The organism is Adlercreutzia sp. DFI.6.23, from assembly GCF_024462535.1.
GTDB classification, from domain to species: Bacteria; Actinomycetota; Coriobacteriia; order Coriobacteriales; family Eggerthellaceae; genus Adlercreutzia; species Adlercreutzia rubneri.
Map to the genome: position 1 here is coordinate 180,998 of NZ_JANGBP010000003.1, position 11,951 is coordinate 192,948.

Below are 11,951 nucleotides of genomic sequence, written 5' to 3' on the forward strand. Positions count from 1 at the left end.
TCGCTGCCGTACAATACTGCCCATGATATTGAATGGCCGCAACATAGATGGGCTGCGGGCGCCCCGGATCGCGACGCTGACGCGGCGACGCTTCGTGGCCGGTGCGGCGTGCGCAGTGGCGTGTGCGGCGGCGGGGCTGCTCGTCGGTTGCGGGTCGGCCTCTAGGTCGGCGGAGGTGGCCGCCATCGAGCCCTACGTGAGTCCCTACGATTGGTCCGGCCTCGTGCGCGACGGCGAGAAGCTGTCGTACTACGAAAACGATGCGCTCTGTTCGCGCTGGGGCATCGATGTGTCGGAGCACCAGGGCAACGACATCGATTGGGCCGCCGTTGCCGACGCCGGCGTGCAGTTCGCTTTCGCCCGCATCGGCAACCGAGGCGCCACGGAAGGTGCGCTTTCCGCCGACGAGTTCTTCTTCCAGAATGCCGTTCGCGCCGGGGAGGTGGGCATCCAGGTGAGCGCCTATTTCTTCTCCCAGGCGCTGACCGAAGACGAGGCTCGCGAGGAGGCCCAGTTCGCTCTGGATAACCTGCGCGAAACCGAGGCCTCCGGCGCCACCTTTGCCTACGTCGCCTACGACCACGAGCCCGTGGAGATCGAGGGCGCCCGGGCCAACAACCTCTCCAGCGAGCAGCTGACCGCCAACGCCCGCGCGTTCTGCGAGGTCATCGCCGCGGCCGGCTACGCGCCCATGCTCTACGGAAACCAGCGCGACCTGCTGCGTCTCGCGCCCGAGCTGCGCGCTGCCTATCCAGTGTGGTTGGCCGAGTACGATGTGGAAGCTCCCACCGCGCCGCTCGACTTCGCCATTTGGCAGTACACCAACGCCGGCACGGTTCCCGGCATCCCCACCGACGTCGATTTGAATGTGTGGCTTGAGCCGCAGAAGTAAAGGAGTCCTGTGAACATCAACAACGCCATTCTGCATGTGTTCGATTTCGTGTCCTGCGTGAACGTGTTCGCGCAGGTGCCCATGGATCTCGGAAACAAGGCCGCCAAGCGCTACGTCGCGTCTCAGGCCAAGCGCACCTTAAGCAACCTGGACAGCAAGCGCGGAACGTTCGCGGAGAACAGCCTGTTCGCCGAGGAGCTCCGCTCCTATTTTCGGGGCGAGCGCGATTTCGTGGGGCTGTCCCAGCAGATCGGCGAGTTTGTCGTCGGCGAGCTGTCGCGCATGGAAAAGACGCCCTCCACTGACCTGCTCGTCATCGATTTCGAAGGCGACGCCGATCAGACGGTGCGCGAGATGACCGACGAGGAGGCCGAGGCCGCCTACAAGGCTCGCGGCCCGCGCTACTTCGCCATCATTTTGCTGGAGAGCCGCCAGGCCTACATGCACGAGGTGGGCAGCAACGATTTCGGCGACACCGCCACCACCATCGCGCGCCATCACGCCATTCTGCCGAACCCGTCTCAGAAGGTGGCATCCTTCGCGCTCATCTCCGCCGACGACATGGCCGTGTGGTTCGTGGATAAGGAACGAGAGATTGCTGGCGAGAAACGCTGGATCATCCCCGATGGTCTGCTGCAGTGCTCCATGGAAGCTTCCAGCCGCGAAGTGCTGCAGGCGGTAACCACCGTGGTGGAAGAGGTGGCCGAGGAGTTCGGCGCCAACACGGCCGTGGCGCTTTCGCGGGCAAAGGCCTACGTGGCCGAGAATGCCGAGGAATCCGACGAGGTGGACGCCCGCGAGCTGGGCCGCGAGGTGTTCGCCGACCAGCCCCGCGTCGCCGAGCGCTTCGAGGCCGCTGTGGAAAAGGGCGCCCTGCCCGAGCGCGTCGTGGTGGAAAAAGCCGTGGCCAAGCGGGTCACCAAGAGTCACAAGATCCGCACCGACACGGGCATTGAGCTCACCTTCCCGGCCGAATACGGTGAGAACTCCGATTTCATCGAGTTCTTCAGCACCCCGGACGGCCGCATCGAGATCGCGCTCAAAAACATCGGCGCGATTGAGAACCGCTAGGATACCTATCGGAAAAACCGAGGGCCGTGCGCCTGCAAGAGGGCTAGAATGGGGAACGATTCAACGAACGCCCCTTGCCGGCCCGCGCGGTCGGCCGATTTCGAAGGGAACCTTATGACGAACCTCTACGAACGCGAAGACGCCTACATCCCCCGCGTGGCCGCTATCCACGATTTGTGCGGCTACGGCAAGTGCTCGCTGGGCGTGGCCATTCCGGTGCTGTCCGCCGCCGGCTGCGACGTGTGCCCCGTGCCCACGGGCCTGTTCTCCAGCCACACCGCCTTCCCCGGCTGGTACATGCACGATACCACCGACATTCTGGGCGATTATCTGGCTGCCTGGGCGGGTATTGGCGTGGAATTGGACGCGGTGTATTCCGGGTTCCTCGGCGCCCCCGAGCAGGTAGACATCATCAAGCAGGTGTGGGAGACCTACCCGAAGGCCCTGCGCGTGGTGGATCCGGTCATGGCCGATCACGGCAAGGTGTACCCCACCTACACGCCGGAGCTGGTGGAAGCCATGGGGACGCTGGCCAACGGTGCCGACATCCTGACGCCCAACCTCACCGAGGCGGCCATCATCTTGGGTCGCGGGTGGCAGGGTGCCGACGTGGACGAGCCCACGGTGCGCGAGATGATTCTGGAGCTGCGCGAGCGCGGCGCGAAGAACGTGGTGCTGAAGGGCATCGAGCACGGCGACGGCCTCATCCACAACTACGTGTGGGGCGACGCCATCGACTTCACGGAAACCACCAACGCCAAGCTGCCCTACATGCTGCACGGCACGGGCGACGTGTTCGCGAGCACCCTGCTCGCTGCGGTGATGGCCGGCTCGAACCTGGCCGAGGCCACGGCCTTCGCCGCCGACTTCACGGCCGACGCCATGCTCATCTCCGCCAAGCAGCCCAATTTCGAAGACCGCGGCGTCTCCTTCGAGCCTTTGCTCGGGAAGGTGACAGCCCTGCTGGGGTAAAGGTTCGTGCTTTCGCGCGGCTCGCACCGGGAAGAGTGTGGGCCGCGTTGCAGAGCAGCACATCTACCGCAAGGGTTCGCTATTTTGCGAAATGATGCCGTAGGGCTGATTGAGGCTTCTCTGTATTTCCCCTATTTTTTCCCTTATTTCCCTATTTCTTCCCTTATTCACTTATTCCTTCTCTTATTTTGGGTTCTGAAGGGAAGAGAGGCACGGAAGGGGCTATCTCGTCGCCCATTCGGCCCGTCGCAGCGAAGCCCAGTTCTTCATAACGTGTGGCAAGAAGCTGGTGGAGCGCTGCCCAGTTAAGGCTCTGACCGTCGCCGAGCGGCCCTTCTCTTTCGAATGCTAGTCTTGTGTGAGGACTTCGGCGGCGGCAATGAGAGCCGCTCCATCTACGTGCGTCCGATATGAGTTGTTAATCTCAGCTTCCCAAGTTGCATCCGTCGGAACAACGCGGGCTACTTCATCGCCCTCTTCGTTTAAAGCAACGTAGGCATCGTCCTTGCGACGCACTATGAGCACCTCGCCGGTGTCGCAGCGCACCGAGCTCCGATGCTCGTGCAGCCGCGCGTACTGAGAGCCCCATTCCACCATTGAAAGCAGCACGGGTCTCAGGCTTTGGCCCAAGGCGGTAAGCGTGTACTCTACGCGAGGGGGCACTTCGGCGAAGGTCTCGCGGGTAAGCAGGCCGTTCTCCTCCATGGTACGCAAGTTCTGCGTGAGTACCTTGGTCGACACGCCGCCGAGGGCCTTGCGAATCTGCCCGAAACGTCGCGTTCCGTAGATAAGCTCTCGCAAAATAAGCACCACCCAGCGGCTACTGATGAGCGAAAGGGTAACTTCAACGGGGCAACGAGGAAGAGAATGAGCAGAAGGCGTGGTCATTTTACAGCTCCTACCTTAATAGATTCAAAATGAAACTATATAACAAAATAGTTCCTACTTTCCATAATACTGTACAGCATTATATACTCTCTCCGGCAAATCGCAACCGAGAGAAAGAGAGCGAACCATGCAGGAAGTCGTTGAGTTCCTTACCGCAAATCCCGTCCAGTATCTGGCTACGGTCGGTGCCGATGGGAAGGCGAAGTGCCGCCCCTTCATGTTCCTGATGGAGCACGAAGGAAAGCTGTGGTTCGGCACCAACAATCAGAAGACCGTGTTTGCCGAGATGCAGGAAAATCCGTACGTGGAGGTTTGCGCGTCCACCCCTGATTTCCGGTGGATCCGCTTGGGAGGGAAGGCGGTGTTCGAGGACAATCGCGCCGTGAAAGAAGCCTGCATGAACATCCCCATGCTGAAAGACCAGTACCAGACGGCGGATAACCCCATTTTCGAGGTGTTCTACCTGACTGATGGAGAGGCGACCATTGCCGATATGACTGGCAATGCGCCCACGGTGGTGAAGCTGTAGGCTGCTTTATCGAGAAAAGGAAGCGGATCGGGCTTTCACCTAGCCTCCCCTGTGAGAGCCCATTCGACGCATGAACGATGTGAGAGAAGCCGGTGCTGTTGGGGCGCCGGCTCGTATGAGAAAGTGTCGCTATGGATATCACTCCTTTCGCCGTGAATCAGTTTATTCCGCATCCTATGATGGTGTTTGCTGCGAGCACCTACAACAAGGACGAGTCGCCCCATCTTGCCCTTGTCAGCTGGGTGAACTTCTATTGGGACGACGGACTTGGGGTTACGCTGTGCATGGATGGCGATAAGGCGGTGAAACGGAACTTCGAGCGTGAGGGGGCGCTAGTTCTCAACGCGCTGTCGCGCGATATGTTCGATGCGGTAGAGGCCCTTGGTCGCGCCTCGGGGGCGGAAAAGGACAAGGCCATCGCACGCTTCGCCCTAGAGGCTGCCGAGCACGTGCATGCGCCTCGGCTGTGCGAGAGCCCTCTGCGCTATGAACTCAGCTTGCGGGAGAATTTTTCCTATAAGGGCAGCAACCTCTACCTGTGCGCTATAGACAGCGTCTCGGCAGCCGATGACGCTGTGAGCGACGATGGCTCCTCTTACGATATCGTCGCGGCAAATCCGCTTTTGGTGTCCCAAAAGAACTACTGCTGCTTGGGCGCGCAAGATGTGCTCGGCGCATGGTGCTAGGTGCTGCCCCTTCGCAACGTATTTCGACGTTCATGTTCGACTATTGCGATTTTGCAACAGCTGTCAGATCGCAGCGCGAAGGCCGAATCGCTACAATGGAACAGTCGTCAGTCCATGAGAAGGGGTTTGGTTGGAGCGGCGTCGCCTTGCAAAAAAGTTCTTTCTGCTTGCCGGTGTGGTAAGCGTGCTTGTGCTGTGCGTGTATCTCGCCTGGTTTTACCACGCCCAAAGCATTGAGAACGATCGGCGCGCCCTCGCTGAAGCCCGTGTGCTGTCCGCAGAGATTGGGGCTGCCTGGGATTACATCGATGCCGTCCAGCCGCAGATCAACCGCGCGACGGGCGAAACCTCGGGAATTTATTGCGCGGTGGCGGCCAAAGACATCGCCAAGCGCTTCTCCGCCGGATCTGCCTATTCGATTCGCTACATTCGTGGAAATCCCCGTAACACCGAGGATGCCCCCGATGACTTCGAGCGCAAGGCGCTTTCCTCCTTCGAGGAGGGCGTCGTTGAAGAGTACTACGGGCTCGAGCATCAAGGAGACAGTTCGGTCTTCCGCTATGTGGGCCTGCTTGAAATAGAGGATGGATGCCTGCCGTGCCACGGTGATCCGGCGGGTGAGAAGGATATCACCGGCTATGCAAAAGAGGGAATGGCCGAAGGAGACGTGGCGGGCGCGGTGTCCATTGTTATGCCCATGGATTCCATCATTGCCGACGCGAAGGCCGATTTGGTCAGCACGGTAGTATTTTTCTGCGTACTGATGGGGTCGGTTACCTTGGTTCTTGCCTTGGGCCTGCGTACCTGGATTACCGCTCCCATTGTTGACGAGAACAAGAAGCTGCGCCATGAAGCCGAGGATCAGTCGAACTTCCTTACCATTATTACCCATGAGCTGAAAACGCCGCTGTCGTCTATTCTCGCTTTTACGGAGCTATGGAAAGAACGCATGCCCGATGACTCGCCAGAAAGCCGTGCGCTCGTAAATGAAGTGGAGACGAACGCACGCGTACTGCTGGCGATGATCAACAACGTGCTCGATGCGGCCAAGTTGGAGGCGGGCACGCTCAGTCTCGCCCAGGACGAGTTCGACGTATACGATTTAGCTGGCCAAGTGAAGGCTACTATGGGCCCGCTGGCCAAGAAGAAGGATGTGTCCTTTAAGGTGAAGGTGAGCCCCGATACCCCCTTGCTTTTGGGTGATGAGGAAGTGCTGCGTCGCATCGTCGTGAATTTGGTGAACAATGCGCTGCGGTTCACCGATTCGGGAGGTTGGGTTGAATTGCAGCTTGCCTATCGAGAAGGACGGTTCGTCATTTGCGTGTGCGACAACGGCTGCGGTATTCCTGCCGAACAGCTCGATCATGTCTTCGATCGTTTCGTGAGCGCTCCCCATTCGGAAACAACGAGCGAGGGGGGCACGGGCCTCGGTCTGTCCATTGTGCGTAACTTCTCCACCATGATGGGCGGCAATGCTTCAGTGAAAAGCCTGGAAGGAGAAGGCAGCTGCTTTACGGTGGAACTGCCTCTGCCGGCCATTCCCGACGAGGTCGAGGAAGGCGATGATGCCGCCGATACGGGGCTTCCCTTGGCCGATGAGCCTTCAGCCGATTCGTTGTGTTCACGAGAAGGAGGAAACCATGAGCCGTCGTGACGCGTTGGTCCTCGTTGCCGACGACGACAATAGCTCGAGCAGCGCTATTGAGAAGATGCTCGCCAAAGATGGCCATCGCTGTCTGCGTGCAAGGAATGGGCAAGAGGCGCTGCGTCTGTTTTGGGATGAGCGGCCCGATTTGATCATTCTCGACGTAATGATGCCGCTTCTCGACGGCTTTCAGGTATGCGAACGCATTCGCGAGCATGATCGGGCTACACCGGTGCTGTTTCTTACGGCTAAAGGCGATATCGTGGACAAGCGCATTGGCTACGGCATTGGCGGCGACGATTATTTGGTAAAGCCCTTCAGCGGAGAAGAGCTGCGGTTGCGGGTGGGGGCTCTCTTGCGTCGCGCGCAAATTGCGGCAGAAGCCGCAGCGTCCGCGCCCCAAAGCGAGCTATACCACGTAGGCGACCTGGAAGTGAACGTGCGCACGGGGAATGTGCGCCTGGCGGGAAAACGAGTCGAGCTTACTCCCAAGGAGTCGAGGATCATGGCGGTGCTGGCATCGCATCCGGGGGAGGTATACAGCAAGCGCGATCTTATCGAGGAGATTTGGGGAGAGGAGTATCTGGACTCGTCTATCGCCATTTCCGTGTACATACGACGCATTCGAGCCAAGTTGGAGCCGGATCCGAGCGAGCCGCGCTACGTGCAGACGGTATGGCACTGCGGTTACCGGCTGGCAGATGAGGAAGACGAGAAGCGGGACAGTTCTGGGGAATAATCTCGCCTATAGCTTGCGCAAAAATTGCAATAGGGCGAGGACGCCCATTGCGAAAGCGCAATAGTATCGGTTTACGGCTGAGCTTCTTCTAAGATGGTTCGTAGAAGGTTGGAAGGTTGCATCGTTCGAACGACCGATGAGAGGAGGAAGCGATGAAAACCATAAAACCGAGAAAAATCGCCCTTGCCGGTACGGTGGTGGCAGCTGTAGCGCTGGTCGGCTGCCTTGGCTGTGCAGCCCAGACTCAAACGGCGGACACAGGCGCCGCGCAGGAGCCGGTTCAGCAAGAGCAGACGGAGCAACAGGCTGCTGCTCCGGAGAAGGTGGCCAAAAAGACGCTCGCTGAGTGGGTAACTACTTATCCCAATCAGGGAAACAGCTATATGGAAGCGAAGATGGCCCACACCTATGACGCCTTTGCGGGGGCGAGTCAGCAGGCGTTTGGCGGGGAGGATGCAGCAGTGGCTTGCGCCGCCTGTCATGCCCGTGAGGACTTCCAAACGGTTTATAATGAGCAAGGCGAGACGATTCTTGACAAAAACGCCTCTGACTACGAGATGGAATGGTCCAATTGCACCAATTGCCACGTAGGCGATCCTGGCGAAGGTAAAGTAGAGGGTGGCAACGCCTATGGTGATGCTACTTCCGTGAGTGCCAAGGCATTGTTCCCCGAGGAGGACTATGTATGCGGTCAGTGCCACGCCATGTTCCCCGGCGCGGCCTATCTTGAGGATGCGAACAAGGGTATCGATCAATACAAGTATGGCTTCGAGCCTGAAGAGATGCTTCGTGCCATGAAAGAGTATTACGAGGCGAATCCAGTTACTGAAACAACGATTTGCGCCGGCATGGTAGGGGTTCCCATGCTTGATCCCGAAATTGATACGATGCTGTACCTCACGGACGCTTGCACCGAATTGGAGCTCTTCCAGGACGGCAACCATCAGAAGATGGGCCTCACCTGCACGGACTGCCATATGCCCCAGACCGAGGCCGCCGATGGCGCCACCTACACGCACCACAACATGACGCAATCGCCGCTTGAGAACCCGGCCGCGCTGGAAAAGTGCCTCACGTGCCACAAGAGCCAGGGCGTTGAAGATGCTGACGCCATGGTTACGTTCGTCAAGGGCAAGATGGACGAACTCGCGCAGATTCAGCAGGCTACCAAGACCAAGCTGGACGAGTTCCATGCTAAGCTGGCCGAGGTTGTGGCCGCTGGCAACGCCGATGAGACAAAGCTGCAGGCCGCCAAGGATGCTTACAATCTCGCTAACGTGTACTTCCTGTACCAGGGCACCGCGATGCGTCCCACCGACGGTTCCATGGCCGCCATGAACTTTAGCAAGAGCGTTGAGCAACTACAGAAGGCCGACGATGCCATTGCCGAGGGCATGGCTCAGATCGCCTAGCTTTTGCTAGGGGCGCGTGAAGCACGTAGCTGAAAGACAAACTGCTCCTTTCCCGAAGGGCCGCCGCAATGGCGGCCCTTCGGCGTCTTTCGCATTCGGATTGGGTGTGAGGCTGGTTCTTAAGCCTTGCCGGTGGCGTCCTTCAAAAGGTCGGCGAGCTCGGTGTCGGACAGGTCGTAGTTGTACATCGTGGAGTAGTACGTGCGGGTCACGTCTTCGATGGAGTCGTCGAAGGCATCGGGGTACAGAAGGCGCGGCAGCCACTGCAGGCCCATGAGCTGGTTGACGGTGGGCGGGTTGTTCAGCCAGCAGTAGGGCACGTTGGGTACCTGGTAGTAGTTGCCGGAGTCGATGGCGGCAATGCCCTTCCACGCCGGGTCGTTGCCCACGGTGTCGTAAATGCTGCCCGTCTGGAACACGATGAGGTCGGGGTTCCACAGCGCGATCTGCTCGAGGCTGATCTCGTTGCCGTTGCCCTTGCCGGACACGTCGTCAACCACGACCACGTTGTCGGCCACCATGTCCACCACAGCCGCCTGGAACGAAGTCTTGGCGATGGCGTTCAGGCCGTTGTCGCCCAGCAGGTAGGCCATGCGCACGCGCTCGTTTTCGGGAATGTTCTCCATAGTGGTGACCGTCATGTTGTACACGTCGGTGCAGTAGGTGGACAGCTCGCTGCCGCGCTCTTCCATGCCCAGAAGCTCGCCGAGGCGCTCATAGGCCGCGCCGTAATCGGACAGCTTCGCCTCGATGAAGATGACCGGAATGCCCAGCTGCTCCTGAAGCGCGTCCAAGTCCTCCTTGGCGCCCTTCTTCGCCTCGCCGGTGTCGATGATGACCTGGGGCGCGGCGGCGGCCACGGCCTCGCGGTTCAGGTCGTCCTTGGCGCCGAGCACCGCGCCGAACACCGGGTAGTCGGCGAATTTCTCACCGAAGATCTTCAGCTGGTCGTCGTTGAGCTCCTGGGCCAGGCCCACCATCTTGTCCGGGGCCATGGTGAGCAGCACCTGCTGGGCCGTGAAGCCCGACGGGCAGATCTTGTCGATCTGGGCCGGCAGCTCCACGGTGCGCCCGAGGTCGTCGGTGAAGGTGATGGCGCCGCTTTCGGCCTCGGTAGCGGCCTGGGCGTCGGCGTTCGCCTCCTGCTCGGTGGCCGGTGCAGTGGGCTCGGCCGCTCCATTACCCTCACTGTTGGCGCATCCGGCGAGCCCCAGGGCCAAGCAAGTGGACAGGGCGAGCGCTCCAGCCAGAGCCGCGATGCGCCGTTTGTTCCTCGTCGGTTTCAGCATTCGTTTTCCTTTCCTTCCAAGGGGTGCCAGGTTCTACTGGCGTTCTATCTCGCGTACGGGCACGCAGACGCGCACCTTGTCGCCATAAAGAGAGTTGACCTCCACCTCGAGGTCGTACAGCTCGCTGATGAGCTCGGAGGTGATAACCTCGCGGGGATCGCCGAATGCCTTAAGGCCGCCTTCGGAAAGCACCATGGTGGCATCGGAATAGAGAAAGGCGTGGTCGGGGTTGTGGGTCGATTGCACGATGGAGAGCCCCTCGCGGGCCAGCTGCCGCACGCAGGACAGCACGCGCATGGTGTTGCCGTAATCAAGCGCGCTCGTGGGCTCGTCCATGATGATGGTCTGGGCGTTTTGCGCGAGCGCCCGAGCGATGAGCACGAGCTGCTGCTCGCCGCCGGATATCTGCGTGTAGGTGCGATGGGCCAAGTGCTCGATGCCGATGCGGGCCAGCGCCTCGTGGGCTCGCTGCAGCTGGGCCTCGCCGGGCGTGGCGAGCATCTTCAGGTCGTTGCCCGTGGCCATGAGTACCACGTCGACCACTTCGTAGTCGTACACCGGCGCGTGCGACTGGGGAATGTAGGAGATCTCGCGAGCGCGCTCCCGCACCGAAAGCGCGCGCAGATCCTTCCCGTTCACCAGAATCGTGCCGCTATAGTGCGGGGAAAGCCCCAGGATACAGCGGAACAAGGTGGACTTGCCAACGCCGTTGGGCCCGAGCACGTTCACGAGGCACCCGTCGGGAATGGAAAACGAAAGGTCGTGCAAGATCTCGCGGCTTCCGTAGGAGAAGCTCAAGCTGGTCACATCGATGCTCATAGCTTCTTCTTCCGCGTTATGAGGTACAAGAAGAACGGCGCGCCCACGAAAGCGGTGAGGATGCCGATGGGGATTTCGGCGGTGGTGGCAAGGCGGGCGACGTCGTCCACGATGAGCAGGAAGCTGGCGCCCATGAGCATGGATGCGGGAATGAGGCGGCGATAGTCGGCGCCGACGAGCATGCGGCACAGGTGCGGAATGACGAGGCCCACCCAGCCGATCATGCCGGTGACGCAGACGCTCGCGGCGGTGACGAGCGTGGCGGCGATGATGACGACGATGCGGGTGCGTCGGGCGTTCACGCCCATGGTGGCGGCCTCGTCGTCGCCCATGGTGAGGATGTTGATGCGCCAGCGCAGGGCGAACAGCGTAGCGCAGCCGATAAGCATGATGGGGAGCACCATGCCGATGTCGCGCATGTTCGCGCCGGTGAGTGAGCCCATGAGCCAGTAGGTGATGTCGGCCAGCTCGTCAGTGGGGTCGGCCACGAGTTTGGCGTAGGAAACGCCGGCTTGGAACAGTGACGACACCATGACGCCGGCGAGCACGACCACCATCATGTGGTTGCCGCGGGCCCGCGTGCTGATAAGCAGCACCAATAACACGGTGAGCAGGGAGAATCCGAATGCGAAGAGGGATGTTGCGAAAGAGCTCACGCTGAGAAGAATAGCCACGGCCGCGCCGAACGCGGCGCCCTGGCTTGCGCCCAAAATGTCGGGGGAGACGAGCGGGTTTTGGAAGGTGCCCTGGTAGGCGGCGCCGGCGCAGGCCAGGCAGCATCCCACCATGAGGGCCAGCAAAATGCGCGGCAGCCGCACGTTGAAGAAGAGCGTCGCCTGCTGTTCGGTCCAGATGGGGTCAAGCGGGACGATCTGGTTGACGAGCATGGCCACAGCTTGAGCCGGATCGATGGGGTAGCGGCCCAGCAAAAGGGAGATCGCGGTCGCGCCAATGAGGATGAGGGCAAGGGCCAGCACGACAAATCGAGCCCTCCGAGAGGCGGCCGAAT

The 11,951-nt window shown here is 60.4% G+C and carries 12 protein-coding genes; 8 read left to right on the forward strand and 4 right to left on the reverse strand.

The genetic code is table 11. The features are described 5' to 3' along the window. Positions 1-22 precede the first annotated feature (22 nt). From NE591_RS03935 to NE591_RS03945, 3 genes are all read left to right on the forward strand, one after another. Positions 23-892, forward strand: a complete 870-nt coding sequence (locus NE591_RS03935) for a GH25 family lysozyme (RefSeq protein WP_114549350.1) — start codon at positions 23-25, stop codon at positions 890-892. A 9-nt stretch (positions 893-901) separates the two neighbouring features. Then, a complete protein-coding gene (locus NE591_RS03940) occupies positions 902-1,963 on the forward strand; it encodes a nucleoid-associated protein (protein ID WP_114549349.1) in 1,062 nt (353 codons plus the stop codon). 114 nt (positions 1,964-2,077) lie between these two features. Beyond that, positions 2,078-2,935, forward strand: a complete 858-nt coding sequence (locus NE591_RS03945; RefSeq protein WP_114538971.1) for a pyridoxamine kinase — start codon at positions 2,078-2,080, stop codon at positions 2,933-2,935. 348 nt (positions 2,936-3,283) lie between these two features. Here the strand turns inward: NE591_RS03945 and NE591_RS03950 are convergent, their stop codons facing one another. Next, on the reverse strand, positions 3,284-3,823 hold the full coding sequence (locus tag NE591_RS03950) for a helix-turn-helix domain-containing protein (protein ID WP_114538972.1): 540 nt from the start codon (positions 3,821-3,823) through the stop codon (positions 3,284-3,286). Positions 3,824-3,950: 127 nt separating this feature from the next. On the opposite strand from NE591_RS03950, the gene NE591_RS03955 reads away from it, so the two are divergent. From NE591_RS03955 to NE591_RS03975, 5 genes are all read left to right on the forward strand, one after another. Next, positions 3,951-4,352, forward strand: a complete 402-nt coding sequence (locus tag NE591_RS03955) for a pyridoxamine 5'-phosphate oxidase family protein (protein WP_114538973.1) — start codon at positions 3,951-3,953, stop codon at positions 4,350-4,352. Positions 4,353-4,483: 131 nt separating this feature from the next. Continuing rightward, on the forward strand, positions 4,484-5,038 hold the full coding sequence (locus NE591_RS03960; protein WP_114538974.1) for a flavin reductase family protein: 555 nt from the start codon (positions 4,484-4,486) through the stop codon (positions 5,036-5,038). A gap of 130 nt (positions 5,039-5,168) precedes the next feature. Beyond that, positions 5,169-6,692, forward strand: coding sequence for an ATP-binding protein (locus NE591_RS03965; protein WP_114538975.1), 1,524 nt, complete (start codon positions 5,169-5,171; stop codon positions 6,690-6,692). Then, entirely contained in the window at positions 6,679-7,422 is a 744-nt protein-coding gene (locus NE591_RS03970; RefSeq protein ID WP_173114898.1) for a response regulator transcription factor, read from the forward strand. The genes NE591_RS03965 and NE591_RS03970 overlap by 14 nt, the downstream gene beginning before the upstream one ends. 152 nt (positions 7,423-7,574) lie before the next feature. Beyond that, complete coding sequence (locus NE591_RS03975; protein ID WP_114538977.1) at positions 7,575-8,834, forward strand: ammonia-forming cytochrome c nitrite reductase subunit c552; 1,260 nt, start codon at positions 7,575-7,577, stop codon at positions 8,832-8,834. Between the two features lie 119 nt (positions 8,835-8,953). Here the strand turns inward: NE591_RS03975 and NE591_RS03980 are convergent, their stop codons facing one another. From NE591_RS03980 to NE591_RS03990, 3 genes are read right to left on the reverse strand one after another with little or no spacing between them, the layout of a single operon-like run. Beyond that, entirely contained in the window at positions 8,954-10,123 is a 1,170-nt protein-coding gene (locus tag NE591_RS03980) for an ABC transporter substrate-binding protein (protein WP_114538978.1), read from the reverse strand. Between the two features lie 33 nt (positions 10,124-10,156). Then, positions 10,157-10,942 carry an ABC transporter ATP-binding protein gene (locus NE591_RS03985; protein WP_114538979.1) on the reverse strand — a complete coding sequence of 262 codons (786 nt, stop codon included), beginning with the start codon at positions 10,940-10,942 and terminating at the stop codon, positions 10,157-10,159. After that, entirely contained in the window at positions 10,939-11,919 is a 981-nt protein-coding gene (locus NE591_RS03990; protein WP_227069419.1) for an iron ABC transporter permease, read from the reverse strand. Before NE591_RS03990 ends, NE591_RS03985 begins: the two co-directional genes overlap by 4 nt. Positions 11,920-11,951 lie beyond the last annotated feature (32 nt).

Bases quoted from the DNA above. Each gene is read 5' to 3' on its own strand.
- NE591_RS03935 (WP_114549350.1), top strand. From the start codon at position 23: ATGATATTGAATGGCCGCAACATAGATGGGCTGCGGGCGCCCCGGATC.
- NE591_RS03945 (WP_114538971.1), top strand. From the start codon at position 2,078: ATGACGAACCTCTACGAACGCGAAGACGCCTACATCCCCCGCGTGGCC.
- NE591_RS03950 (WP_114538972.1), bottom strand. From the start codon at position 3,823: ATGACCACGCCTTCTGCTCATTCTCTTCCTCGTTGCCCCGTTGAAGTT.
- NE591_RS03980 (WP_114538978.1), bottom strand. From the start codon at position 10,123: ATGCTGAAACCGACGAGGAACAAACGGCGCATCGCGGCTCTGGCTGGA.
- NE591_RS03955 (WP_114538973.1), top strand. From the start codon at position 3,951: ATGCAGGAAGTCGTTGAGTTCCTTACCGCAAATCCCGTCCAGTATCTG.
- NE591_RS03975 (WP_114538977.1), top strand. From the start codon at position 7,575: ATGAAAACCATAAAACCGAGAAAAATCGCCCTTGCCGGTACGGTGGTG.
- NE591_RS03985 (WP_114538979.1), bottom strand. From the start codon at position 10,942: ATGAGCATCGATGTGACCAGCTTGAGCTTCTCCTACGGAAGCCGCGAG.
- NE591_RS03970 (WP_173114898.1), top strand. From the start codon at position 6,679: ATGAGCCGTCGTGACGCGTTGGTCCTCGTTGCCGACGACGACAATAGC.
- NE591_RS03960 (WP_114538974.1), top strand. From the start codon at position 4,484: ATGGATATCACTCCTTTCGCCGTGAATCAGTTTATTCCGCATCCTATG.